This window comes from Streptomyces sp. NBC_01352, assembly GCF_036237295.1.
In the GTDB taxonomy this organism is placed as follows: domain Bacteria; phylum Actinomycetota; class Actinomycetes; order Streptomycetales; family Streptomycetaceae; genus Streptomyces; species Streptomyces plumbiresistens.
In genome coordinates this window covers 4,883,538-4,908,147 of the sequence record NZ_CP108354.1, presented here as the reverse complement: position 1 = coordinate 4,908,147, position 24,610 = coordinate 4,883,538, and the positions used below count along the sequence as shown (strand labels likewise).

At 70.6% G+C, this 24,610-nt stretch carries 28 protein-coding genes; 17 read left to right on the top strand and 11 right to left on the bottom strand.

The annotated features are described in order from the left end of the window. The first annotated feature begins 30 nt into the window (after positions 1-30). From OG252_RS22705 to OG252_RS22695, 3 genes are all read left to right on the top strand, one after another. Positions 31-594, top strand: coding sequence for a TetR/AcrR family transcriptional regulator (locus OG252_RS22705; protein ID WP_266448196.1), 564 nt, complete (start codon positions 31-33; stop codon positions 592-594). Between the two features lie 138 nt (positions 595-732). After that, positions 733-1,452 carry a response regulator transcription factor gene (locus OG252_RS22700; protein WP_266435519.1) on the top strand — a complete coding sequence of 240 codons (720 nt, stop codon included), beginning with the start codon at positions 733-735 and terminating at the stop codon, positions 1,450-1,452. A gap of 3 nt (positions 1,453-1,455) precedes the next feature. After that, positions 1,456-2,865: a HAMP domain-containing sensor histidine kinase gene (locus OG252_RS22695; RefSeq protein WP_329338266.1), complete on the top strand. Its 1,410-nt coding sequence runs from the start codon at positions 1,456-1,458 to the stop codon at positions 2,863-2,865. Positions 2,866-2,936: 71 nt separating this feature from the next. Here the strand turns inward: OG252_RS22695 and OG252_RS22690 are convergent, their stop codons facing one another. The 4 genes from OG252_RS22690 to OG252_RS22675 form a co-directional block, all read right to left on the bottom strand. Continuing rightward, positions 2,937-3,125 carry a hypothetical protein gene (locus OG252_RS22690; protein ID WP_329338264.1) on the bottom strand — a complete coding sequence of 63 codons (189 nt, stop codon included), beginning with the start codon at positions 3,123-3,125 and terminating at the stop codon, positions 2,937-2,939. An 11-nt stretch (positions 3,126-3,136) separates the two neighbouring features. Next, positions 3,137-3,514: a LysE family translocator gene (locus tag OG252_RS22685; RefSeq protein ID WP_329338262.1), complete on the bottom strand. Its 378-nt coding sequence runs from the start codon at positions 3,512-3,514 to the stop codon at positions 3,137-3,139. Positions 3,515-3,595: 81 nt separating this feature from the next. Beyond that, positions 3,596-4,996 (bottom strand): condensation domain-containing protein, encoded by a 1,401-nt coding sequence (locus OG252_RS22680; RefSeq protein WP_266435509.1) that lies wholly within the window; start codon positions 4,994-4,996, stop codon positions 3,596-3,598. Positions 4,997-5,143: 147 nt separating this feature from the next. Continuing rightward, on the bottom strand, positions 5,144-5,581 hold the full coding sequence (locus tag OG252_RS22675; RefSeq protein ID WP_003974483.1) for a hypothetical protein: 438 nt from the start codon (positions 5,579-5,581) through the stop codon (positions 5,144-5,146). Positions 5,582-6,125: 544 nt separating this feature from the next. Here OG252_RS22675 and hemL point away from each other — a divergent pair. The 10 genes from hemL to OG252_RS22625 all read left to right on the top strand — a co-directional run bounded on the left by hemL (position 6,126) and on the right by OG252_RS22625 (position 15,895). Then, on the top strand, positions 6,126-7,445 hold the full coding sequence (hemL, locus tag OG252_RS22670) for a glutamate-1-semialdehyde 2,1-aminomutase (protein WP_266435496.1): 1,320 nt from the start codon (positions 6,126-6,128) through the stop codon (positions 7,443-7,445). Then, complete coding sequence (locus OG252_RS22665; protein ID WP_266435493.1) at positions 7,442-8,137, top strand: histidine phosphatase family protein; 696 nt, start codon at positions 7,442-7,444, stop codon at positions 8,135-8,137. The genes hemL and OG252_RS22665 overlap by 4 nt, the downstream gene beginning before the upstream one ends. Before the next feature lie 110 nt (positions 8,138-8,247). Continuing rightward, complete coding sequence (locus tag OG252_RS22660) at positions 8,248-9,528, top strand: hypothetical protein (RefSeq protein ID WP_266435490.1); 1,281 nt, start codon at positions 8,248-8,250, stop codon at positions 9,526-9,528. Positions 9,529-9,594: 66 nt separating this feature from the next. Further along, positions 9,595-10,200, top strand: coding sequence for a TlpA family protein disulfide reductase (locus tag OG252_RS22655; RefSeq protein ID WP_266435488.1), 606 nt, complete (start codon positions 9,595-9,597; stop codon positions 10,198-10,200). A gap of 1 nt (position 10,201) precedes the next feature. Next, positions 10,202-10,975 carry a cytochrome c biogenesis CcdA family protein gene (locus OG252_RS22650; protein ID WP_266435485.1) on the top strand — a complete coding sequence of 258 codons (774 nt, stop codon included), beginning with the start codon at positions 10,202-10,204 and terminating at the stop codon, positions 10,973-10,975. Between the two features lie 3 nt (positions 10,976-10,978). Continuing rightward, positions 10,979-12,700 carry a cytochrome c biogenesis protein ResB gene (gene resB / locus OG252_RS22645; RefSeq protein WP_266435482.1) on the top strand — a complete coding sequence of 574 codons (1,722 nt, stop codon included), beginning with the start codon at positions 10,979-10,981 and terminating at the stop codon, positions 12,698-12,700. Beyond that, positions 12,697-13,809, top strand: a complete 1,113-nt coding sequence (ccsB, locus tag OG252_RS22640; protein WP_329338256.1) for a c-type cytochrome biogenesis protein CcsB — start codon at positions 12,697-12,699, stop codon at positions 13,807-13,809. Before resB ends, ccsB begins: the two co-directional genes overlap by 4 nt. Positions 13,810-13,911: 102 nt before the next feature. Next, entirely contained in the window at positions 13,912-14,517 is a 606-nt protein-coding gene (locus OG252_RS22635; RefSeq protein ID WP_329338254.1) for an RNA polymerase sigma factor, read from the top strand. Then, the gene (locus OG252_RS22630) at positions 14,514-15,446 is read left to right on the top strand and encodes a CU044_5270 family protein (protein ID WP_329338252.1); all 933 of its coding nucleotides are present in this window, start codon (positions 14,514-14,516) and stop codon (positions 15,444-15,446) included. The genes OG252_RS22635 and OG252_RS22630 overlap by 4 nt, the downstream gene beginning before the upstream one ends. 38 nt (positions 15,447-15,484) lie before the next feature. Next, the gene (locus OG252_RS22625; RefSeq protein WP_329338250.1) at positions 15,485-15,895 is read left to right on the top strand and encodes an SRPBCC domain-containing protein; all 411 of its coding nucleotides are present in this window, start codon (positions 15,485-15,487) and stop codon (positions 15,893-15,895) included. Here the strand turns inward: OG252_RS22625 and OG252_RS22620 are convergent. The 4 genes from OG252_RS22620 to OG252_RS22605 all read right to left on the bottom strand — a co-directional run bounded on the left by OG252_RS22620 (position 15,892) and on the right by OG252_RS22605 (position 21,085). Then, positions 15,892-17,463 (bottom strand): hypothetical protein, encoded by a 1,572-nt coding sequence (locus OG252_RS22620; protein WP_329338248.1) that lies wholly within the window; start codon positions 17,461-17,463, stop codon positions 15,892-15,894. The two genes, OG252_RS22625 and OG252_RS22620, sit on opposite strands and share 4 nt — an antisense overlap. Further along, positions 17,463-19,568, bottom strand: coding sequence for a hypothetical protein (locus OG252_RS22615; RefSeq protein WP_329338246.1), 2,106 nt, complete (start codon positions 19,566-19,568; stop codon positions 17,463-17,465). Before OG252_RS22615 ends, OG252_RS22620 begins: the two co-directional genes overlap by 1 nt. A 100-nt stretch (positions 19,569-19,668) precedes the next feature. Continuing rightward, a complete protein-coding gene (locus OG252_RS22610) occupies positions 19,669-20,634 on the bottom strand; it encodes an isopenicillin N synthase family dioxygenase (RefSeq protein ID WP_329338244.1) in 966 nt (321 codons plus the stop codon). After that, positions 20,627-21,085, bottom strand: a complete 459-nt coding sequence (locus OG252_RS22605; protein ID WP_266435463.1) for a nucleoside deaminase — start codon at positions 21,083-21,085, stop codon at positions 20,627-20,629. Before OG252_RS22605 ends, OG252_RS22610 begins: the two co-directional genes overlap by 8 nt. 111 nt (positions 21,086-21,196) lie before the next feature. On the opposite strand from OG252_RS22605, the gene OG252_RS22600 reads away from it, so the two are divergent. After that, entirely contained in the window at positions 21,197-22,456 is a 1,260-nt protein-coding gene (locus tag OG252_RS22600) for a PucR family transcriptional regulator (protein ID WP_266435460.1), read from the top strand. A 101-nt stretch (positions 22,457-22,557) separates the two neighbouring features. Next, a complete protein-coding gene (locus OG252_RS22595; protein ID WP_329338241.1) occupies positions 22,558-23,325 on the top strand; it encodes a CDP-alcohol phosphatidyltransferase family protein in 768 nt (255 codons plus the stop codon). Between the two features lie 6 nt (positions 23,326-23,331). On the opposite strand, the gene OG252_RS22590 is transcribed toward OG252_RS22595, so the two are convergent. The 3 genes from OG252_RS22590 to OG252_RS22580 form a co-directional block, all read right to left on the bottom strand. Continuing rightward, positions 23,332-23,742: a PIN domain nuclease gene (locus OG252_RS22590; protein ID WP_266435455.1), complete on the bottom strand. Its 411-nt coding sequence runs from the start codon at positions 23,740-23,742 to the stop codon at positions 23,332-23,334. Beyond that, positions 23,739-23,957, bottom strand: coding sequence for a type II toxin-antitoxin system VapB family antitoxin (locus OG252_RS22585; protein ID WP_266435452.1), 219 nt, complete (start codon positions 23,955-23,957; stop codon positions 23,739-23,741). The genes OG252_RS22590 and OG252_RS22585 overlap by 4 nt, the downstream gene beginning before the upstream one ends. Before the next feature lie 108 nt (positions 23,958-24,065). Then, complete coding sequence (locus OG252_RS22580; RefSeq protein WP_329338238.1) at positions 24,066-24,194, bottom strand: hypothetical protein; 129 nt, start codon at positions 24,192-24,194, stop codon at positions 24,066-24,068. Here OG252_RS22580 and OG252_RS22575 point away from each other — a divergent pair. Together OG252_RS22575 and OG252_RS22570 are read left to right on the top strand one after the other, a co-directional pair. Further along, complete coding sequence (locus OG252_RS22575; protein WP_329338235.1) at positions 24,183-24,374, top strand: DUF397 domain-containing protein; 192 nt, start codon at positions 24,183-24,185, stop codon at positions 24,372-24,374. The two genes, OG252_RS22580 and OG252_RS22575, sit on opposite strands and share 12 nt — an antisense overlap. Before the next feature lie 36 nt (positions 24,375-24,410). Beyond that, positions 24,411-24,602 (top strand): DUF397 domain-containing protein, encoded by a 192-nt coding sequence (locus OG252_RS22570; RefSeq protein ID WP_266435447.1) that lies wholly within the window; start codon positions 24,411-24,413, stop codon positions 24,600-24,602. Positions 24,603-24,610: the final 8 nt, after the last annotated feature.

Below are 24,610 nucleotides of genomic sequence, written 5' to 3'. Positions count from 1 at the left end.
AATCGGATAGCCTATCCACTTAGGAACGTGATGACCCCGGACCAGCCGCCGCCCACACCGTCGAGACGTGCCGACGCCGAGCGGAACCGCGACAAGATCCTCACGGCCGCCCGCGCCGCCTTCGCCGAGCCCGGCGTCCAGGTGTCGATGGCCGAGATCTCGCGGCGCGCCGGCGTCGGCATGGCGACGCTCTACCGCAACTTCCCCGGCCGCCGAGAGCTCCTGGAAGCCCTCTACCTCGACGAGGTCGACGCCGTCTGCGCGCCTGCCGAGACCGTCGACGGCCGGACGCCGGGAGCGGTGTTCACGGCCTGGCTGCACCGGTTCTTCGCCTTCGCCACCGGCAAGCACGACATCGCCACCGAGCTGCTGACGCACTCCGACAGCGAGGACGCCGTCTTCAGCGAGAGCCGCACCCGGGTGCTGGCCGCCGGCCGGCCGCTCCTCGTCGCCGCACAGCAGGCCCACGAGATCCGCGAAGACCTCACCCTCGAGCAGATCTGCGACATGATCATCGCCGTCGCCACGATTCACGGCACCCCCGACTACGTCGAGCCGATCCTGCGGGCCGCGCTCGACGGCCTGCGCCCGTGAGCTCCCCGGCGGGGAGAGTGAGAGGACGGTAGGGGTGCGCCCCCGGTTGCGCACCCGGCGGTGAGAGGGCAGTAAGAAGGGCGCCCGGTGAGCCGCTCATCACGTCGCGCGGGTCGGCGGGCTTGGCACACTGAGGGCGTGCCCCAAAACGTGCTGCTCGCCGAAGACGACCGCGCCATCCGCCATGCGCTGGAGCGCGCCCTGACCCTGGAGGGCTACCGGGTCACCGCGGTCGCCGACGGGATCGAGGCGCTGGCGCACGCCCACAAGAGTCCGCCCGACGTGCTCGTGCTGGACGTGATGATGCCCGGGATCGACGGACTGCAGGTCTGCCGGGTACTGCGCGCCGAGGGGGACCGGACGCCGATCCTGATGCTGACGGCGCTCGTGGAGACCCAGGACCGGATCGCCGGGCTGGACGCGGGCGCCGACGACTATGTGGTCAAGCCCTTCGACGTCGAGGAGGTCTTCGCCCGCCTGCGGGCACTGCTGCGCCGGACCAGCCCGGTCGGCGCGCTGAGCGGCGCACCGAAGCCGCAGGCGCTGGAGCACGCCGAGGGGCGGATCGAGGCGGGCGGGCTGCGGATGGACGTACAGGCGCGGCGCGCCTGGCGCGGGGGGCGGGAGCTGGAGCTGACCCGCACCGAGTTCGAGCTGCTGGAGCTGCTGGTCCGCAACGCGGGGATCGTCCTCGACCACTCCACGATCTACGACCGGATCTGGGGCTACGACTTCGGACCGGGCTCCAAGAACCTCGCCGTGTACGTCGGCTACCTGCGCCGCAAGCTCGACGAGCCCGGGGCGCCGCTGCTGATCCACACGGTCCGCGGTGTGGGTTACGTGCTGCGGGAGGACTGAACGGTGGGCCGCCTCGGGCGGCTGCCGGTGGGACGGCGGCTCCGGCTCCTGTCGCTGCGGACCACGTTCGCGGTGTCCTTCGCCGCCGTGACCGCCGCCGTCACCCTGCTGGTCGGCGTGCTGTCCTACAACGCCGCCGCCCGGCTGGTCCGGGTCGACCAGGAATCCGTGTTCGACCAGGTCGTGCAGGACCTGCGGGACGAGGTGCGCACGCACCGGATGACACCCGGCGACTTCTCCTCCACCGAGCCCGGCCACGACCTCGTCCGGCCCGCCCGCACGGACGTGCAGGTGCTCGGGCCGGACGGCAGCGTCGTCGACCCCGGCCGGCCGGGGCTGCCGGTCGTCGCCGGCGACCGGCGGATCGCGGCCGACGCCACCGCCGGGACGATGGTCGAGCACAAGGACGTCGACGTCGGCGACGACGTCTACCGGGTCGCGACCGTCGCCCTCGGGGACGGGCGGGGCGCGGTGCAGGTCGCGCAGGAGTTCAGCGACACCGAGGACCTGCTGCGGGCCCTGCAGCAGCGGACGCTGATCCTGATGCTCGCGGTCGTGACAGCGGCCGGGCTGTTCGGCTGGTGGCTGGCCCGGCGCATCACCCGCCGGCTGGTGATCCTCACCTCCGCCGCCGAGGACGTCGCCCGTACCCGACGCCTCGGCATCCAGGTGCCCGTCGCCGGCTACGACGAGGTCGGCCGCCTCGGCCGCGCCTTCGACCGCATGCTCGGGCGGCTCGCCCAGTCCGAGGAGGACCAGCGGCGGCTGGTCCAGGACGCGGGGCATGAACTCCGTACGCCGCTTACCTCCCTGCGGACCAACATCTCGCTGCTGCGCAGGATCGACGAGCTGCCTCCCGGCACCCGGGCCGAACTGGTCGCCGACCTCGGCCAGGAGGCCCGCGAACTCACCGACCTGGTCAACGAGTTGGTCGACCTCGCGGCCGGGCAGTCCGACACCGAGCCGCCCCAGCGGGTCGACCTCGCCGACATCGCCGAGGACGTCGCCGGGCTCGCGCGCCGCCGTACCGGGCGGGAGATCGTCGTCCGCGCGAGCGGTGACACGACGACCGACGGCCGCCCGGCGATGCTCCAGCGCGCCTTCTCCAACCTCGTCGAGAACGCGGCCAAGTTCGACCGCGACGGCAGAGGGCCCATCGAGATCAGGGTCAGCGGTCCGGCCGCCGGCACCGTCCGCGTCGAGGTCCTCGACCGGGGCCCGGGCATCGCCGACGCCGACCTGGTCCGCGTCTTCGACCGCTTCTACCGCGCCGCCGACGCGCGCTCCCTGCCGGGCTCGGGCCTCGGCCTGTCCATCGTGCGGGAGGTGGCCCTCGCGCACGGGGGCGCGCCGTTCGCCGTGCGGCGGAACGGCGGCGGGACGGTGATCGGGTTCACGGTGGGCGGGGATTGAGGCAGGCAGGGGCGCCCCTCAACGGTTCTCCGTGGCCAGCCACCCGGCCAGACCCAGCATGGCCGCACCGGTCAGCGCGTCCAGCCACCGGCGGGCGCGCCGGGCGAGCCCATGCGTTGCAGACGGCTGCCCAGAGCCGCGTAACCGCAGGCGCAGCAGAACTCGACGCCGATGTACGCGGCGCCGAGGGCCAGCAGCGGTACGGCGACGCGGTCGGCGTCGCGCGGCAGGAACAGCGGCAGGAACAGCGGCAGGAACACGGTGAACAGAATCAGCGCCTTGGGGTTCGAGGCGACCCGCCGCCGTTCAGGCCCTCGTCGGCAGGCTCGCCGCCGGCTGCGGCCCGCGACGCCTTCCCGCGTACGGCCGCCAGCAGCGTTCGCGCTCCCAGCCACCCCAGGTAGGCCACGCCGTACCACTTGATGACGTTGAACGCCACCGCGGACTCCGTGAGTACCGCTCCGAGCCCCGCCGCGACCGCGATCACCATCAGCGCGAACGCCGCGAAGCGTCCGAGGGACGCGCTGACGGCGGGCGCCAGTCCGTGCCGCAGCCCGTTGCGCAGCGCCAGTAACTGATTCGCCCCGGGCGTGGCCGCCAGCAGCAGCGCCGACGGGACGAACGTCGCCCACTCCACCTCAGTGATCACGACCGTACGGGTACCCGCGCGGGGGGAGCATCGCCTTCATGGCAGGTGCCTTTCGGGGCCCGCTCCACCCACGGCCCCGTCCTAGACGCGCGCGGCCGAGTCCCGGGCCACCGAAACCACGAGGTCCCGCAGCCCCTCGACGTACAGCCGCATGTTCTTGTACGCGACGTCGTTGTCGGGATAGCGGCTGGCGAACTGCAAGCCCTCGTGGAGCCGGTTCAGCCACACGCACACCTGGTCGCCGTACGAGACCCGCAGCAGTCCGGAGGCCTTCAGGTCCTGCCACCGCTCCGACCCCGGAGTGCCGCGCGTGTCGACGTACGAGACGATCGAGTACAGGTCGGGAGACGTGGGCCGGAAGTCGGAGCCCAGCAGGCCGAGCACGCGGGCGATGGGCATCCGGGCCAGTGACCGGTTCTCCCGCAGCGCGGTGCGGACCATCGCCAGCGCGCTGTCGAAATCCGCCGCCCGCGCGACCGGAACCTCGATCGGCGCGCCGCCCACGTACCAGCCCACCGAGTCCGACCACTGGGACTTCGCCCTGGTGTGAAACGGCACGACGGTGCGGTACACCTCCTGGCCGCCGATCTCGCGGACGACGAGGGCGGTGGCGGCGAGGATGCCGACCAGACTTCCGCCGTACGGACGGCAGTACGCCTCGAAGGCCGCTGCTTCCGCGTCCTCCACCAGCATCTCGCGCATGAGCTTCTGGGCGGGCAGCGGTCCTTCGGGGTCGAGACCGAGGTCGACGGGGAAGTTCGGCAGTTTGCCGTCGCATCGGGAGATGAACTCCCGCCAGCGGGCGACCGTCGCGTGCGAGTCGTCGATCCCGTCGGCACGCGTGCGCTCGGACGCGCAGAAGTCGACGTAGCTGGCGACCGGTGCCGTGTCGGCGGTGCGCCCCTGGAGCCCGGCCGCGTAGAGGTCGTGGATCTCGCCAGGGACGCGCTGCAGCGAGTACGAGTCGACGTTGCTGTGGTCGAACGCCATGTAGACACTCGTGCCGTCGTCCCTGACGACCGCGGTGAAAATGAAGTTCGGCCAGGTGAGCGCGTCCGCCGCGACGTCGAAACGGTCCTGCAGATAGCGGGTCAGCACCGCCGTGTCGGAGAAGGTGCCGATGTCCTCGCGGTGCAGCACGACCGCGTCGGCGTCCAGCGTGAAGCGTCGCATCTCGTCGTCGGTCCAGCGGAATCCGCTGCGCAGCGTCTCGTGCCGGAGTGTCCAGGCGCGCAACGCGCCTTGGAGTACGTCGAGATCGATCCGTCCCGGAATGTCGAAGGCCGCCCCGAGCCAGGTCGGTACGAACAGGCCGTCCTGCCGTACCGATCGCGTCGTTCGAACATGGGACTCCTGTACGTACGCGGGAGGGCGGGAATCGTCCGGCAACCTCATCGCGGCCTCGACGGTCGTCGGGTGCAGCGTCCATTCCACGAGACGTCCGGACCGAAGCTCGCAACGCTGGATGTCGGTGATTCGCAAGGGGCTCTCCGTTCGCGGCATCGCTCGATGGCCATGTGGCCCAACGAGAGATTGCTCCGAAAGAGACGCTACGGGCGGGTTCCGACGATTTCGGCATTCAAAAGGGCGGGGTCCGCAAACCCCGCCCGACTACCGGAAAACCTCAGCTCACGGCCACACAAGGCAGTACGGCTGATGCCCCGCCTCATGCAACCGGTGGCTGAAATCCTGCCACTCGTGCAGCAGTTGGTACACGTTGAACGCGTCCCGGGGCCCGCCCCGGTCCGGCACCGTCGACCAGATGAACGCCGCCGCGCCCACCGCCTCCTCGCCGATTCCGCGGAGCGGGTCGACGACCGTCATGGGGAGCTTGACCACCGCGTAGTCGGGGTGCAGGACGACGAGTTCCAGGGGCGGCACCTTGTGCAGGGGGACGCCCTCGATGCCGGTGAGGACCATCGCCGCCATGGTCTCCGGCTTGATCTTCGTGAACATGCCGTTCATCCCGAGCTCGTCGCCGCCGAGTTCCTCGGGACGCATCGAGATCGGGACACGGGCTGCGGTCGCGCCGTCGGGCGCGCCGAAGTACTTGTACGTCACCCCCACCCGACCACCATTCCTGCTCCCCGCCCTCAGCCGGTCGATCCGTCGGTCGGACCACTCCGACTCCTCACCAGGTACAACGTGTCCCTGGCGTGCTTCGTTCGATTCCTCCGCGTCGCGTCGGTGCTTCCCCCGCCGGGCACGTCGAGGACCCAGGTCGTCAGTCCCCTCGCCCAGTCCGCCACCGCGATGCATATCTCCACCCGACTGCTTTTCTAGGACGCGCGGGCCCCGCCGCGCAACCCGATCATCGTGTCAGTGACCTCCCCCACGGCCGCCCGCCGAAACGTGCGCTGAAACACCTGTCCGCAGGATCTTTGCAGCCCCTGAACAGGGCGCACCACAACATCGTCCCTGTGAGCTGTGTGTATCAGGTGCCAGTCTCGCAGATGACGGGGGCCCGGGACTGGTCGCCGGGTCAGTAGCCGTCTCGGCAGCCCCGTCCACAGCGCCCCCGCTGTCCTCGGTGCCCCCTGGCCTACCCTGAGGAGGTCACTGGCAAAACCGGAGTCCGAGCAGTCGGAGAAGGTCGGAGAAGTCGCAGGACATGAGCGAATTGCCCTATTCATACGATGCGCCTGTCTCGCAGGCCCTGTTCGACCGTGCGGCCGCCGTCACGCCCGGCGGCGTGAACTCCCCGGTGCGCGCCTTCCGTGCCGTGGGCGGAACGCCCCGGTTCATGGTGTCCGGCAAGGGTCCGTACCTCACCGACGCCGACGGGCGCGAGTACGTCGACCTGGTCTGCTCCTGGGGGCCCATGATCCTCGGGCACTCCCGCCCCGAGGTCATCGCCGCCGTACAGGACGCCGTCTCCCGCGGCACCTCCTTCGGTACGCCCGGTGAGGGCGAGGTCACGCTCGCCGAGGAGATGGTCGCCCGGATCGAGCCGCTGGAGCAGGTGCGGCTGGTGTCCAGCGGGACCGAGGCCACCATGTCGGCCATCCGGCTCGCCCGCGGGTTCACCCGGCGCACCAAGGTGGTCAAGTTCGCCGGGTGTTACCACGGTCACGTCGACTCGCTCCTCGCCTCCGCCGGATCCGGCGTCGCCACCTTCGCGCTGCCCGACACCCCCGGTGTCACCGGCGCCCAGGCCGCCGACACCATCGTCCTGCCCTACAACGACCTCGACGCCGTGCACGCCGCCTTCCAGGCCCACCCCGGCGAGATCGCCTGTGTGATCACCGAGGCCTCTCCGGGCAACATGGGCGTCGTACCGCCGCTGCCCGGCTTCAACCAGGGGCTGAAGGACGCGTGCGCGAAGAACGGCGCGCTGTACGTCTCCGACGAGGTCATGACCGGCTTCCGGACCAGCAAGGCCGGCTGGTACGGCATCGACGGCGTCCGGCCCGACCTGATGACCTTCGGCAAGGTGATGGGGGGCGGGTTCCCGGCCGCCGCCTTCGGTGGCCGCGCCGATGTCATGGGGCACCTCGCGCCCGCCGGGCCCGTCTACCAGGCCGGCACCCTCTCCGGTAACCCGGTCGCCACCGCCGCCGGTCTCGCCCAGCTGCGGCTCCTCGACGACGCGGCCTACGCCAAGGTCAACGACGTGTCGGCGCAGATCCAGGCGCTGGTCTCCGGGGCCCTCGCCAAGGAAGGCGTCGCGCACACCGTGCAGAACGCCTCCAACATGTTCTCCGTCTTCTTCACGGACCGCCCGGTCCGCAACTACGAGGACGCGAAGGCGCAGGAGTCGTTCCGCTTCACCGCCTTCTTCCACTCCCTGCTGGCGAACGGCGTCTACCTGCCGCCGTCGTCCTTCGAGTCCTGGTTCGTGTCCACGGCCCACGACGAGCGGGCCGTCCAGCGGATCGCCGACGCCCTTCCGGCGGCGGCCCGAGCGGCTGCGGAGGCCACGCACGCATGAGTGACAACGGCAACGGCAACGACGACATCACCGTCGTCCACCTGATGCGGCACGGTGAAGTCGCCAACCCGGACGGTGTCCTCTACGGCCGTCTCGCGGGCTACCACCTCTCCGAGCTCGGCCGGCAGATGGCCGACCGGGTCGCCGAGCACCTCGCCACCCGCGACGTGACACATGTCGTCGCCTCCCCGCTGGAGCGGGCTCAGGAGACGGCGATGCCGATCGCCAAGGCGCACGGCCTGGACATCGCGACGGACGAGCGGCTCATCGAGGCCGAGAACATCTTCCAGGGCAAGACCTTCGGGGTCGGGGACGGCGCGCTGCGGCGGCCGGAGAACTGGAAGCACCTGGTCAACCCGTTCAAGCCGTCGTGGGGCGAGCCGTACGTCGAGCAGGTCATCCGCATGATGGGCGCGCTGAACGCGGCGAAGGACCGGGCGCGCGGGCACGAGGCGGTGCTCGTCAGTCACCAGCTGCCGATCTGGATCGTGCGGTCGTACGTCGAGAAGCGGCGGCTGTGGCACGACCCGCGCAAGCGGCAGTGCACCCTCGCGTCCCTGACGACCTTCACGTACCGGGGCGACAAGATCGTCTCCGTCGGCTACAGCGAGCCGGCCCGCGATCTCGTCCCCGCTCATCTCCTCGCCGGCGCCAAGCCGGTGAAGGGGCAGGGCAAGGCCTTCGGGGCGTAAGCGCATTCTCGGCGCCTCTGTTACGGAATCCGTAAGTATCGGAGGAACCTCCCCGTTCGTCGCCGCCTCTGACTGGGTGACCACCAGAGAACGTGACGAACGGGGACGCAATGCGCACTCTCACCCGAAGGGGAGCACTCGGACTCGGCGCGGGCGCCGCGGCCGCCGTAGGACTGGCGGGGTGCGGCACGCTCACCCCGTCGGACGGGTCGAGCCATGCCGGAGGTTCCGGCGACGGCCGCCCGAGCGGCCCCAAGCCCACCGCCCGCCCCCTCGGCGACGGCTCCACCTCCTTCACCGGCAGTCAGCCCCACCAGCCCGCGAAGCCCGAGCCGTTGGAGCCGGGGCAGACCCCGCCGCAGTTCGTGATCTTCTCCTGGGACGGGGCCGGTGAGGTCGGCAACGGCCTCTTCCCGCGCTTCCTGGACCTCGCCAAGGAGCACGGCGCGAGCATGACCTTCTTCCTCTCGGGGCTGTATCTGCTGCCCGAGTCGAAGAAGCGCCTCTACGACCCGCCGAACAACCCGCGCGGCGCCTCCGACATCGGCTACCTCACCGACGAGCACGTCAGGGCGACGCTGACGAACGTCCGCCGGGCATGGCTCGAAGGCCACGAGATAGGCACCCACTTCAACGGCCACTTCTGCGCCGGCACCGGCACCGTCGGCAACTGGACGCCCCAGCAGTGGCGCAGCGAGATCGACCAGGCCAAGTCCTTCGTCAAGGAGTGGCGGACCAACACGGGATGGACCGACCTGCCCGCGCTGCCCTTCGACTACGACAAGGAACTCGTCGGCGGCCGCACGCCCTGCCTCCTCGGCCAGGACAACCTGCTGCCCACCGCCCGCGACCTCGGCTGGCGCTACGACGCCTCCTCGCCCGGCGGCCGCCAGGTCTGGCCGCAGCGGAAGGAGGGGATGTGGGACCTGCCCCTGCAGGCGATACCTTTCCCCGGTCGCCGTTTTGAGGTGCTTTCCATGGATTACAACCACTTGGCGAACCAGTCCGTCAACTCCACCAACGCGCCCGCCCACAACTACCCGGCCTGGCGCGAACAGTCCGCCGGCGCCTACATCCAGGGATTCCAGCGGGCATACGAGACAAACCGCGCACCCTTCTTCGTCGGCAACCACTTCGAGCAGTGGAACGGCGGCATCTACATGGACGCCGTCGAGGAGGCCTTCAAGCACATCGCGCGGGAGAAGGAGAAGGGCGAGGACGTACGCCTGGTCTCCTTCCGGCAGTTCGTCGACTGGATGGACGTCCAGAAGCCCGAGGTGCTCGCCAAGCTGCGTACGCTCGATGTCGGACAGCAGCCGGCCGGTGGCTGGAACGAGTTCCTGAAGGGCAGCCCCTCGACCGCCTCGGCGACCTCGGGAAACGCTGCCTGAAATGCGGGTTTCCGCCCGCAAGGGGGGTGCGCAAGATCCCCAGAACGGGCATGCGAAACTTTTCACATGAGTGCCGCCAGCCGTAGTCGCACCCGTCGCGCCGTCCTGCTCACCGCCGTTGCCTCGGCAGCCGCGGTGACCCTGTCCGCGTGCAGTTCGGGCGGTACGTCCGGCGGCGGCGGTGACACCAACTTCGTCACCGGCAACAACGGCATCGACACCGTCGCGCAGGGCAAGCGGGTCGCCGCCCCCGACCTCTCCGGCGCCACCATCGACGGCAAGCAGCTCGACGTCGCCGACTACCAGGGCAAGGTCGTCGTCCTCAACGTCTGGGGCTCCTGGTGCGGGCCGTGCCGCGCGGAGGCCAAGTACTTCTCCAAGATCTCCAAGGAGTACGCCGCCAAGGGCGTCCAGTTCGTCGGCATCAACACCCGGGACACCAGCACCGGAGTCGCGGTCGCCTTCGAGAAGGACTACGGCATCACCTACCCGAGCCTGTACGACCCCACGGGCAAGCTGATGCTCCGCTTCAAGAAGGGCACCCTGAACCCGCAGTTGATCCCCTCCACGCTCGTCATCGACAAGGACGGCAAGGTCGCCGCGCGGGCGCTGCAGGCCCTCGGCGAGGAGGATCTGCTCAGCATGCTCAAGCCCGTCCTCGCGGAGAAGTGACGTGAGCGCGCTGGTGACCCTCGCCGAGGCGACGGGCCGCAACGAGACCGTGTTCAGCGGCGCCCTGCTGGTCGCCCTGCCCGTCGCCCTGCTCGGCGGACTCGTCTCCTTCTTCTCGCCGTGCGTCCTGCCCCTGGTCCCCGGCTACCTCTCCTACGTCACCGGAGTCACCGGCACCGACCTGGCCGACGCCCGGCGCGGGCGGATGGTCGTCGGGGCCTCGCTGTTCGTGCTCGGCTTCACCGCCGTGTTCGTCTCCGGCGGGGCCCTGTTCGGGTACTTCGGGGAGACGCTGCAGGAGCAGAAGGGCATCCTGTCCAAGGTGCTCGGCGTGCTCATGATCCTCATGGGTGTCTTCTTCATGGGCCTGATGCCCTGGCTCACCCAGCGCGAGTTCCGCTTCCACAAGAAGCCGGCCACCGGACTGGTCGGCGCCCCCGTCCTCGGCGCCCTCTTCGGCATCGGCTGGGTGCCCTGCATCGGACCCACCCTCGCCTCCGTGCAGGCGCTGTCCTTCAGCCAGGCGAGTGCCGGCCGCGGGGCCATACTGACGGTCGCGTACTGCGTGGGCCTCGGCGTACCGTTCGTGGTCGCCGCGGTCGCCTTCCGCAAGGCGCTCGGCGCCTTCGGCTGGGTCAAGCGCCACTACGTCTGGGTGATGCGCCTGGGCGGCACCATGATGATCGTGACCGGTCTGCTGCTGCTGACCGGCGCGTGGGACCAGATCGTCTCCGAGATGCAGAACTGGTCCAACGGCTTCACTGTGGGGATCTGATCGATGAGCAAGACGACCACCGGCGCGCCCGCCGACGCGACCCCGGACGAACAGGACCTCGGGGCCGCCGGATCCCAGCTGTCCACCGCCCCCAAGGAAGAGCTGCCCAACCTGCCCTCCCTGGGCGTCATCGGCTGGGCCCGCTGGTTCTGGCGGCAGCTGACCTCCATGCGGGTCGCGTTGTTGCTGCTCCTGCTGCTGTCGCTCGGCGCGATCCCCGGCTCGCTGATCCCGCAGTCCGGGACCGACGAGACGAAGGTCGCCGACTTCCGCAACGCACACCCCACCCTGGGCGACGTCTACGACAAGCTCGGGCTCTTCCACGTCTACAGCTCGGTGTGGTTCTCCGCGATCTACATCCTGCTGTTCATCTCCCTCATCGGCTGCATCGTCCCGCGCACCTGGCAGTTCGTGGGCCAGCTGCGCGGCCGGCCGCCGGGCGCTCCCAGGCGGATGACCCGGCTGCCCGCCTACACCACCTGGCGCACCGAGGCCGAGCCGGAGCAGGTCCGCGAGGCCGCGCTCGCCCTGCTGAAGAAGCGCCGCTTCCGCGCCCACCTCGCCGGTGACGCCGTCGCCGCCGAGAAGGGCTATCTGCGCGAGGTGGGCAACCTCGCCTTCCACATCGCCCTGATCGTGATGCTCACCGCCTTCGCCTGGGGCCAGCTGTTCAAGATGGAGGGCAACAAGCTGATCGTCGAGGGCGACGGCTTCTCCAACACCATCACGCAGTACGACGACTTCAAGTCCGGCAACCTCTTCAGCCAGGACAGCCTGGACCCGTTCAGCTTCGTCCTGGACGACTTCACGGGCACCTACGAGCCGAGCGGCCCGAACAAGGGCACCCCGCGGACCTATCAGGCGACGCTCGACTACAGCGTCGGCGCCTACGGCAAGGACGAGAAGACCACCGTCAAGGTCAACGAGCCGCTGACGATCGGCGACTCCAAGGTCTACCTCACCGCCCACGGCTACGCCCCCGTCATCACCGTCCGCGACGGCAAGGGCAACGTCGTCTACAGCCAGGCCGTGCCTCTCCTCCCGCTCGACTCCAACGTCACCTCCTCCGGTGCGATCAAGGTCATGGACGGCTACCGCAACGCCAAGGGCGTGAAGGAACAGCTCGGCTTCCAGGCCTTCTTCCTGCCGACCTATGGCGGGGCCAATTCCGCGGTGGTCTCGCAGTTCCCGGCCCTGAACAACCCGGTGCTGAACCTGGAGGCCTACCACGGCGACCTCGGCGTCGACGCGGGCATCCCGCAGAGCGTGTACCAGCTCGACAAGACCCACCTGAAGGAGTTCAAGAACTCCAAGGGCACGCAGCTGCGGGAGAACCTGAAGCCCGGCGAGACCATGCAGCTCCCGGACGGCGCCGGCTCGGTCACCTACGAGGGCACCAAGGAGTGGGCCAACTTCCAGATCACCCGGCAGCCGGGCAGTGGCTGGGCGCTCGGCGGTTCGGTCGCCGCGATCTTCGGTCTGGCCGGCTCCCTGTTCATCCAGCGCCGCCGCGTGTGGGTGCGGGCCGTCAAGGGCGACGACGGTGTCACCGTCGTCGAGATGGCCGGCCTCGGCCGCAGCGAGTCCGCCAAGGTGCCCGAGGAACTCGGCGACCTCGCCGGGATCCTCTACGACCAGGCACCGGGCGCCCCCGAACCAGAAGACTCCGACGACACCCCCACCCCCGACCCCCAAGTCGTACCTGCCGAAGGGGCTGAGAAGTGACTCTCGCCGCCGCAACCGATCTGACCGCCGTGACGAACCTGGCCGCCGCCACCAACGAGAACCTCGCGAACCTCAGCAACACGCTGATCTACTCCGCGATGGCCGTCTACACCCTGGCCTTCTTCGCCTACATCGCCGAATGGACCTTCGGCGGCCGCAGCAAGATCGCCCGCACCGCCGCCGCGCTCACCTCCGAGAGGGCGGCGAAGGCGCCGGCCGTCACGGTGAAGGAGGGCGGCTCCACCGCCGTACTGGAGCGGCCGAAGGTCGTCGTGCGGGCGGCGGCCGGTTCGCGTGACGTGCCCGACGGGCCCGGCGCCCATGGTGGCGATGCGCAGGGCGACCTCTACGGGCGTATCGCCGTGTCCCTCACGGTGCTCGCGTTCCTCATCCAGCTGGGCGGGGTCATCGCCCGGGCTGCCTCGGTGGAGCGGGCGCCCTGGGGCAACATGTACGAGTTCAACATCACCTTCTCCACCGTGGCCGTCGGTGTGTACCTCACGCTGCTCGCTCTGAAGAAGAACGTGCGCTGGCTCGGACTGTTCCTGATCACGACGGTCCTCCTCGATCTCGGCATCGCCGTCACCGTCTTGTACACCGCCAGCGACCAGTTGGTTCCCGCCCTCCACTCGTACTGGCTGTACATCCACGTCTCGACCGCGATCCTGTGCGGCGCGGTCTTCTACGTCGGCGCCGTCAGCACGATCCTCTACCTGTTCAAGGACTCGTACGAGAACAAGCTGCAGAGCGGCGGCAGGCCCGGCCAGTTCGCCACCTCGTTCCTGGAGCGGCTGCCCGCCTCGTCGACCCTCGACAAGTTCTCCTACCGGGTCAACGCGGCCGTCTTCCCGCTGTGGACGTTCACGATCATCGCGGGCGCGATCTGGGCGGGCGACGCCTGGGGCCGCTACTGGGGCTGGGACCCCAAGGAGACCTGGGCGTTCATCACCTGGGTCGCCTACGCCTGCTACCTGCACGCCCGCGCCACCGCCGGCTGGAAGGGCCGCAAGGCCGCCTACCTGGCGCTGATCGCGTTCGGCTGCTGGCTGTTCAACTACTACGGCGTCAACATCTTCGTGAGCGGCAAGCACTCCTACGCGGGCGTGTGACCTGCGCGGGCGCGTGCGCCCGTAACCCCCTTACGGTGAAGGCCGGTTCCCTGTGACCTGGGTCACGGGAACCGGCCTTTGTCGTACGGACAGGTAGAGGGTGTGGATACGAATCTGCGAAGACGCATCCGCGCGGGGGACCACGACGCCTTCGGCGATCTCTTCGACGCGTACGCACGCTCCGTCTACAACCACGCCTATCGGCTCACGGGGGAGTGGGCGGTGGCCGAGGACGTCGTCTCGCTGACCTTCCTGGACGCCTGGCGGCTGCGCGACAAGCTCGACGAGGAGGGCGGCTCCCTGCGGCCCTGGCTGCTCGGCATCGCCACCAACGTCACCCGCAACACCCGCCGGGCCGCCCGAAGACACACCGCCGCCGTCGCCCGCCTGCCCCGGGACGAGACGGTGCGCGACTTCGCCGACGAGATCGCCGGACGCCTCGACGACGCCGCGCAACTGGCCGTCGTACGGACCGCGCTGGCGAAGCTGCGGCGGGCCGAGCGGGAGGTGCTGGCGCTGTGCGTGTGGTCGGGGCTGGACTACGCGGCGGCCGCCGAGGCGCTCGGAGTGCCCGTCGGCACCGTACGCTCACGGCTCTCCCGGGCGCGGGCAAAACTCGCGAAATATATGGAACCGCCTTCCGGACACGGACAGATGAGAGGTGACCGCACCACCGCGGTCAGGCCCATCAGGGAGGGAAACCGATGAACCAGCTTCCCGAACACGACCTTCCGCCGGGCCGTCACCGACTCCTGAAGGAGCATCTGATGACCGAGATCCGGCACACCGAGCCGCTGCCCGCCCGGAAGCGGAAGCCCTGGCTGCGGCCCGCGCTCGTGGCGACGGCCGTGGCCACCGCGGCCGCCGTCACCTTCGTCGTCCTGCCGTCGAACGAGGGCGCCGAGGCGAGCGCGCAGCCGCCCAGCAGGGCCACCGTCGCGCTGCTGGAGGACATCGCGCTGGCCGCCGAGCACGAGCAGCCGTCGTACGGAAAGGTCCGGGACGACCAGTTCACGTACGTGGACAGCAAGGTGTCGTACGGAGAGGCGTACGACGGGAAGTTCACCGTCCAGCCCCTGCACCGGATGGAGTTGTGGATGTCGGTGGACGGTCTGCACACCGGGATGGGGCGGGAGGCGGGGCGGGAGGACTGGGATCTGCCGACCGACGTCAAGCCGGGCGGCGAGGGCTGGGAGATCTCTCCCTCCTACAACAACGTGAAGACCCTGCCCACCGACACCGACGGGATGTACGACTACTTGTACGAGACGGCCCCGAAGTACAGCGGCCAAGAGCGGTACCAGGCCATGTTCGTGCTGGCCGGCGACCTGTTGAGGCAGGCGATCGTGCCTCCGGAGCAGAGCGCCGCGCTGTTCCGGGTGGTCGCCCGGATTCCCGGTGTGACCGTGATCGAGAACGCGGTGGACGCCGCCGGACGCCATGGTGTCGCCATCGCCCGCAAGGACCCGGACAACCCGAGCCGGGACGAGTGGATCTTCGACAAGGAGACCCATGAGTTCCTCGGGGAGCGCAGCGTGGCCACGGACGACTTCTCGGACGTGAAGGAGGGCACGGTCATCGCCAACACCGCGGTGCTCCGCCGGGCCGTCGTCGACCGCGCAGGTCAGCGGCCCTGAGGGATGCGCATTCCGTAGGCCGGAGGCAGGCTGGTGTCATGAGCGGTTCCGTCGAACAGGGCACCAGCCAGACCCACGGGGACACGCGCATCCTGCACTTCCTGGTGCGGCTCCCGAGGCCCATGGAGGCGGTCTGGCCGGCCTTGGCCACCCCGGAGGGGATCGCCGCCTGGTGGACGGCCGCCGACGTCCTCGAACCCCGCCTCGGCGGCGCGGTCACCCTGCGCGACCTCGGGTCCGGGCAGGTGACCGCGTGGGACGTGGACCGGGTCGCCGAGTACACGGTGGAGGGCGGCGGACGGATCAGGTTCCACCTGGAGCGGGACGGGGACGAGGGGTCCGCCCTGCGCTTCACCCACGAGTTCCGGGGGGACCGGGAGTCGGAGACCGAGGCACGCTGGCGGGCCCGCTTCGAGCGGCTGATCGGCGAGCTCGGAAAACGGCCCTAGGACGGCGGCAGGCACTCCTTCGCCGGTGGCTTCCCCTCCGGCCAGGCGATCTTCACGAAGCGGTTGGTGCCCTGCGGGGTGACCTCCACCACCGGTACGGCCTTGTTGTACGGGTTGCCGTGCACGTCCAGGCAGATCCAGCCGCTCGCCCCGCTCACCTTCAGCGAGCCCTTGACCTGCGGCCACTGCAGGCCGACGTCGGCGAGCGGCGGAACCACCTCGCCGTCGGGGGTGGCCTCGCGGATGCCCTTGACGGCCAGCTGCATGGCGTCGTAGGCGATGATCAGCTGGCCGTCCGAGAGGGTGATCGGGCCGAGCGGGCCGACCGGCTCGCGCTTGCTGCTCGCGAGCAGCCCGTTGAGCACCTCCGCGTCCTTCGCCGAGCCGCCGGTCTTCACCGGGTCCTTCGTCCAGGCGTCCGGGTGGGCGAGGGCGGTGTAGCGCACGGAGAGGTTGTGGGTGAGGGCGCTGCGGTCGAGTTCCTTGTCGCCCGTGAGGTAGGAGGCCTCGTCGCCGGTCAGGAGGGTGAACCTGCGGTCCTGGCAGCCGCGCCCGCCCAGCGCGTTGATGAACTGCCGCAGCTGGGTGTGCCGTCCGGCGAACAGGATGGTGTCGGTGTCCGGCGCGGTGTCGCACACGAGGTGGGTGATCTGCCGGAACGTGTTGGCGGTCGTGCCCTCCTGGCTGCGGTCGTCCGGCGGCGTGAAGGGCTGCGGCTCGTACGGCGAGCCCTCGATGAGGTCCGCGAACGACTTCTGCAGGGTCGTCGTGTACGGGTCGCCCGGCTTGTCGTACACCAGCAGCGCGTTGCCCGCCGTCACCTCGGCGAAGGACGCGAGCGCGCGGGCCTCGTCGGTGTTGGTGGGGGAGACTCGGGCCAGCCCCGGGAAGGGGTCGGTGCCGTCCTGTCCGTTGGCGAGGTCGTCGGCGGTGATGGAGGTGCCGATCACCGGAATCCCGCGCCGGGTCAGCTCGGCGACCGCCTTCTTGTTGTTCTCGGTGCTCAGCCCGACCCCGGTCACCGCCCGCAGCCGGTCCGGGCCCTCGGTCATCTTCTCCAGTTGGTCGACCGTGTGCTCCCAGTGGGCGCCGGTCGCCCCCGGGTTGGCCAGCACCAGCCGGATCGCCGGGGTCTGCCCGGCCGACCTGTGGTTGGCCTGGTACTGCGCGAGATACGCGCCCTGCAACTCGTGCAGCGCGTCCCCGAGGTTGTCGCTGTCGGTCGCGGTGAAGGGTTCGAGGAGGGCGACGGTGACATAGCTGTCCGCCTTGAGGGACCTGTTCTCCCGGTCGATCGCCCTCACCGTGTCCCGCAGTTGGGGCCGGTCGAAGTAGTAGTCCGTCGCCGACACGCCCACGCACTCGTCGCTGCCCTCGGGCCGCACGACCCCGGGGGCGCAGGATCGGTCGTCGTGCGCGAGCGCCCGTACAGCGAAGACCAGGCCGGTCACCACCGCGGCGGCGACCAGCAGGGCGAGGTAGCGGCGCAGGGGGATCTCCCAGACGCCCTCGCGCAACCGTGTGCCCAGTCCTCTGCCCGAACCCCCGCCCGCACCGCTCCCCGCCATCACGCCTCCCCGTCCGGTTCGTCCTCGTCGTCGTCCGGGACGCGCAACGGCCGCCCGGCGAGCGCGTCCTCGGGCCAGTCCCGCGAGGCCCGCCACAGCAGGGCGTTGCCCGCCGGGCGCAGGTTGGACAGCTGCTCCAGCTCGAACCGCAGCCGGTCGCACACCTTCGGGTCGGGCAGCGCGAGCGGGTCGGTGAGCTGCCACACGGCGTGCAGCAACCGCCGTATTCGCAGGTGCAGTACGGCGTCCGCGCCCTGAGGCACGACCTGTTCGGCGTCGGTGCGCCCGAGCGCGATCGCCGCCCGCCGGTCGTCCCGCGCCGCGAAGTCGTGGCCCTCGGCGTCGTGCGCGTGGAAGTAGGGCGCCGACGCGATGAACCGCAGCGACCGCAGCCAGACGCGGATGTCCAGGGTGGGGAAGCTGTCCCGCAGATACGCCACCGCCGACTCCGAGCGGCCCAGGGCGAGTTCGTGGTGCAGCCGGTAGCGGGCGCGGGCCGGATCGTCGTCGTCGGCCGCGTGCGCGTAGTAACGGATCAGCGTCTCGTGCGCCTGCCGCCACTGCCCATGGTCCGCGTCCCGGTGGTGCAGCCGCAGCAACAGCAGGGTCCGTACGAAGGAGTCCCCGACGAACCGGCCCGGCGCTTCCACCAGACCCTCCGCCACGAGCCGGGTCTGCAACGCCCGTACGTCCGCCGGGCCGAAGTCGTCCGGCAGCAGCGCCTCGGCGAGCGCGCAGGCCGAGTCGTGGTCGTGGGCGGCGGCCAGCACGGTCAGCTCGTCCAGACGGTCGGCGGGCACCAGCCGGTCCAGGAGTTCGAGGTAGGTGGGCCGCGCGTCGCGGTCGTCGTCCAGCCGCACGTCCGCCGTCAGCAGCTCGCCCAGGGAGGCGGCGCCCGGCAGGTTCTGTGCGGCGGAGTCGGCGAGGTGGACGATCCCCAGCGGGTTGCCGCCGGTCAGCCGGTGGGTGGCGTACGGCAGTTGGGGCGGCACCGGGACCTCGGCGCAGGCGGCGCCCACCAGGTGCAGGGTGTCGTCCGGGTTGAGCGGCGGCAGCGCCACCAGCAGGGCCCTGGAGGAGGGGGACGCCGGGTCAGGCACCCAGTCGCTGCGCCGCGCGACCTCCGCCAGCGTCCGCCGTACCGCGTTGCGCAGGACCGGGCGGTCGGTGCCGCGGAGGCCGCCGACGAACACGACCTGGTCGGCGATCCCCTCGGCACGGTCGCGCAGTATGGCGTCCACCAGCCCGGGGCCGGGAGCCCGGTGCGCGTTGTCGACGAGGACGACGGGCCGCCCCAGCCGCTGCATCCGCGGCAGCATCCCCGCGTAGGCGTCGGTCAGGTCGGCGAGCAGCGCCCGTACGAGATACCGCTCGGCGTGCTCCCGCGAGGTGCCGCCGGCCCGGAAGTGCCCGGACAGCAGCATCAGGCCGCGGCGGGCGTCGGCGCCCGCGTTCGGGTAGGCGCGCCACCAGGCGGAGGCCCGCTGCTGGCGCCGGTTCACGAAACTGTCGGAGAAGGACTCCAGGGTCGCCTCGATCGCCGACGCCACGAGCGGACCGGTGCCGCTCACCGCCGAGACGACGTTGGCGGTGACCCGGCCCGCCATCCGCCCCGCGAACCCGGCGACCCACGACCCGCCCTCGTTCAGCAGCAGGATCCGCTCCACCTCGCGCCGGATCCGCTCCGAGTCCGCGTCGTCCCAGCCGCCCGCCGCGACCGCGACCAGGCCCGACATCAGCCGCGGGAACGTGATCCGCCCGGCCCCGGTCACCGGCTCGGCCAGCTGCTCGGCGACCACCAGCAGCGCCTGCGACACCGGCGACCAGGCCTCCAGGGGCCGCCCGCCGGTCGGCCGCGCGAACTGGACGTCCTCGCAGTCGATCGACGCGACCGGCGTGTGCCCCTTGTAGGCGTCCCGCAGCTCACCGAGCACCGCGCTCTTGCCGAGCCCCCGCCCGCCGGTCAGCAGCACGAAGGGCAGCTCCTTGGGATGCTCCACGGGAGTGGCCCGGTGCTGGTGCGGACGCAGGCCCACGAGCCGCGGAGCAAGGCCGGCCGGATCGGTGTCGAACAACGCCCCGCGCCCGTGCAACCGTCTGCCCACCGCATCTCTCCCCCCAGAGACTCCAACCTCAGGGTAAAGAGAGGGAGTTGGTGCGGGCCAGACCCCGTGATGTCCGTTGGGTTACGAAACTCTCGACCGGTCAGTCCACGGTGATCGAGTCCAGCTTCGCCCGCAGGTACGTGTGCGAGTCGACGGGCTCGTACGCCACCCGCCCCACCGGCGCGGGCAGCGATTCCACCAGCGTGCCCGGCGTGCACTCCCCGAAGTAGACGAGGGACATCAGCTCCTCGGCGGGCGCGTCGGCCGGCGGGGGCAGCACGCGGTGGCGTCCCGAACGCCAGCGGTCGCCGGTCCAACGGGCCATCAGGTCACCGATGTTGATGGTGAACGCCTCCGGGTCGAAGGGCGCGTCCTCCCAGCCGCCCGCCTCCGTGTAGACCTGCAGCCCGCCCTTGCCGGCCTGCCGGTCGAGGATCGTCACCGTCCCGAAGTCGGTGTGCGGGCCGATGCGGAACTGCCCCGGCTGCGGCTCCCCGACGACCTCGGTCCCCGGGTACCAGTTGATGTTGAAGCCGTACGTCGGATGGTCCATGTGCTTGGAGAAGAAGTCGGCGTCGAGCCCGAGCGCCTCGCCGAGCAGGGACAGCAGCTCCTTCTCCAGGTCGGCCATCCGCGCCAGGTACTCCTCGCAGAGGTCCCGGAGCTCGGGCACCTCCGCGGGCCAGACATTGGGCGCGGCCCACTCCGCGTCGACCACGGGGTCCTCGAAGTGCTCGTGCGTCGCGAACGTCAGCGACTCCTTCAGGTCCGGCGGAGTCTGAGTACCCTCCGAATACCCGTTGGCCTCCGCCCCCGGCCCGAGCCAGCCGCGCCCGCCGACCTTCGCCGTGTACGGCTGCTTGACGTCGACCGGCATCCGGAAGAACGTCCGCGCGGCCTCCCGGATGCGGGAACGCAGGGCCGGGGCGACCCCGTGCCCGGTGACCAGCAGGAATCCGGCGGTCTGGAGGGCCTCGTCGACGGTGCGGGCGATCTCGGCGCGGGTGTCGGGGGTGCCTTCGACCCAGGGCTTCAGGTCGATCGTGGGAATGCGGGGCTTACTCACCGATGTCCTCGTTCCACAGTGCCGGGTTGTTCTTGATGAAGTCGCGCATCATCTCGACGCACTCGGGATCGTCCAGGAGCACGATCTCCACGCCGTGCTCCGCCAGCCAGTCGTGCCCGCCGTGGAACGTGGCCGCCTCCCCGACGACCACCCGCGAGATGCCGAACTGGCGGACCAGGCCGGAGCAGTACCAGCACGGCGAGAGGGTGGTCACCATCGTCGTACCGCGATACGACCGCTGCCGTCCCGCGTTCCGGAAGGCGGCCGTCTCCGCGTGCATCGAGGGGTCGTCGTCCTGGACGCGGAGGTTGTGGCCGCGGCCGAGGAGGGTGCCGTCGGCGCCGTAGAGGGCGGCGCCGATCGGGATGCCGCCCTCGGCGAGCCCGGCGCGGGCCTCGTCGACGGCGGTGGCCAGCCAGGTACGTGCTGTCGCCTGATCCAAAGGGTCCATGCCTTCACTCTCCTGTGGCGGAAACACGAGGGCAACGTGCGGAAAGTACTCTCCGGGCATCCCGCAGCCGGACGAACTGTCAGCGGAACTGTCAGCGCCCTGGAGGTTCCCGTGCCCGCACTCACCCTCCGCGAGATCCTGGAACTGGACCCGGTGCGGGCCGCCGAACCCCGGCTCCTGGCGGGCGAGGGCTCGCTGGACCGTCCCGTGCGCTGGGTGCACTCCAGCGAGGTGTACGAGGGCGCGAACTTCCTGGACGGCGGGGAACTGCTGCTGACCAACGGCTTCGGGCTGACGGACGCGGACGAGGAGGTCCGGAGGCGGTACGTCCGCGAGCTGGCGGCACGGGACGCGGCCGGGCTCGCGGTGGAGGTGGGGCGCTCGCTGCCGTCGATGCCGGACGAGGTGACCGACGAGGCCCGCCGGCTGGGCCTGCCGCTGCTGGCCCTGCACCGGGTCGTGCCCTTCGTACGGATCACGGAGGCCGCGAACCGCGCGATCGTGGCCCGGGGCCTGTCGGGGCGGTCGGTCGTCCGGCCGTGGGGCGACGACCATACGGCGGCCCTGCTGGCGGACCTGGCCGACCGGGCGGCGCTGAATCAGCCCGAGGTGGAGGCGCGGGCGGCCCTCGCGGGCTTCCACCCGGGCCCGGGGGCTCGCCTGCTCGGCGTGTCCCTGCACGGCACGCGGGACGTGAGCACGGTGGACCGTGCGGTACGGCTGCTGGGCGGATCGGGGGTGCTGCGGGCGGCGTTTCCGGGCGATGTACTGGCGCTGCTGTCCCTCCCCGGCTCACGTGCCGGTGACCCCGTACGGGCCGTCCAGGACGCGTTCCGCACGGCAGCCGAGCCCGGCCTGACCGTCGCGGTCGGGCACGCCGTCGCCGTCGGCGGAGGCTGGCTGCGCTGGAGCGACACGCTGCGGGCGGCCCGTACGACGCTGGAGCTGGCGCTGACCGTGCCGGCCGCCGAACCGGGCATGGCGGGCGGCCCGCTGGTGACGTCGTCGCGGGCGCTGGCCCTGGAACGGGAGCTGACCCGGGGCGGCGTGGACGCCAACCGGGAGCGGCTCGCCGGGCTGGTCCAGCACGCCCTGGGCCCGCTGCTGGCCTGGGAGGCGGCCCACCCCAGCGACCTCGTCCGCACCCTGGAGGTCCACCTGCGGCACGGCTGCTCCCCGACGCGTACGGCCGCGTTGCTGCACATCGGCCGTCAGTCCCTCTACCAGCGGCTGGAGCGGATCGAGTCGTTGCTGGGGCTGGAGATCGGCGACCCGGACCTGCTGGGCGAACTGCTGACGGCGGCCTGTGCGCATCGGGTGGTGCGGGGGACGAGCCCGGCGGTGGCGGGCGGGCTGCGGACGGTGGCCTAGAGCGGGCTCCTTCCCCGCGAAATGCCCAGCCGACCGGGCAGGTAACCTGTGCCGATCACCGCCGCGTCAGCGGCAGTTGGGCCCCCCTTGGAGGAACGTTCATGGTTGCTGCTCCGGTTCTGGAGGAGCTGCGCGAGGTCTGCCAGCCGCAGGCCAAGCTCGCGAGCCGCAACGGCGAGCACTGGGCGGGCCGGCTGTACATGCGGCGCGTCTCGCTGCGGTTCACCCGGCACCTCGTGCGCACGCCGGTCACTCCCGACCAGCTGACCTGGACGATGGTGGTGTGCGGGGTCGCGTCCGGGGCCGCGCTGATGATCCCGGGGCTGACGGGTGCCGTACTGGCGGTCATCCTCATGCAGTTGTTCCTGCTCTTCGACTGCGTGGACGGTGAGGTCGCCCGCTGGAAGGGCCAGAACAGCGCGTCCGGCATCTACGTCGACCGCCTGGGCGCCTACCTCGCCGACGCGGCCCTGCTGGCGGGCGCGGGTTACCGCGCCGCCGAGTCCGGCGTCGGCGGCTGGCTCTCGATCGGCATCGCCACCGCGCTCGGCGTCGTCCTCCTGAAGGCCTCGACCGACCTCGTGGACGTGGCCCGGGCCCGGCGCGGACTGGGTGTCGTCGACGACGAGGCGACCCGCCCGCGCTCCCAGGGCGTGGCGACGGTACGCAAGCTGGCCGCCGCCTTCAAGATCCACCGCGTGACGAACGGCATCGAGGCGTCGCTGGTGCTGCTCGTCGCCGCCGTCGCCGACCAGATCACCGGCGGCATCGAGCCGACCCGCTGGGCGCTGGGCGCGCTGGCCGTCATCACGTGGGTGATGGTCCCGGCCCATCTGCTGTCGATCCTGTCGTCGTCGCGGCTGAGGTGAGTGCATTCACTGGACAGTCGGTTGCAGGCGGAGCATCGGAATGCCTGGCCGTACCTTGGCGATGGCCGCGAAGTCGTCGTCGACGTGGAGGACGGTCAGACGGTGGTGTTCGGCGGTGAGGGCGATGAGGATGTCGATCGGTGACGGGCCTCGGTGGTGGCCGATCTTCAGTAGTTCACGCTGTACGGCGACGATCCTCGGCCAGGCGTCGTCGAGCGCCGGTACCCAGCCGAAGGTCTGCCCGAGCATGGTGAAGAAGGGCTTGTAGTCGCGGTCCGCGCGCACCCCGCGCATCAACTCGGCCTCGACAGGAGGGGAGATGGCCACCAGGCCGCGCGCGACCTGTTCGGGCCAGGGAGCTTCGATCTGCCCCCGCAGAAGTCGCCAGACCGCCGAAGTGTCGGCCAGGTAGGTCACTGCCCCGATCGCTCCAGTTCCTCGAGGGCCTCGAAGTCGAGGTAGTCGTCCGCGTTCTCCTGCAACCAGCGCAGCGCCCGTGCCCGGTCGTCCGCGCTGACCGCGGCCGCTATCGTCAGGGCGCGGTTGATGGTGTCCCGCTTCGTCTTGGTACCGAGCTGCTGCTGGGCGAAGGCCAGCATGTCGTCGTCGATGTCGACCAGGGTCCTGGACATGTGGCCTCCCGAGCTGACGCTTTGATATACAAGTTCATGCCAGTATATCAAACGCTGTATCACGCGGCCGGAGGGTCTCGCTGCCATGCTCTTGGTGCAGGTCCCGGCTCACGGGCGTTCGAACACCGCGTAGTCCGCGAAGCTGCGGCGGTAGCGCAGATGACGGGTCTCCTGGGTGTGCCGGCGTTGCCACTCCTCGACCTCGGCAGGAAGGGTACGAGCATCATGAACAGCCACGATCTGAGTGCGGCGACGTGGATCAAGAGCAGCCACAGCGGAGCAAACGGAGGCGACTGCATCGAAGTGGCCCCCGGATTCCGCACCGTCGTTCCCGTCCGCGACAGCAAAACCCCTGACGGCCCGGTCCTCCTGCTCTCCCGTACCGCCTGGGCTGCCTTCACGTCCACTGTGCGCTGACCCGCATCCGGGTACCCGAGGGAAGGTACGAGCATCATGGACACGCACGGCCTCGGCGCGGCGAGTTGGATCAAGAGCAGCTACAGCGACGACAACGGCGGCAACTGCATCGAAATAGCCCCCGGTTTCCCCACCGTCGTCCCCGTCCGCGACAGCAAGAACCCTGACGGCCCCGTCCTGCTCCTCGCCCCCGCCGCCTGGTCGGCGTTCACGTCCGCTCTCCGCTGACGGCTGTT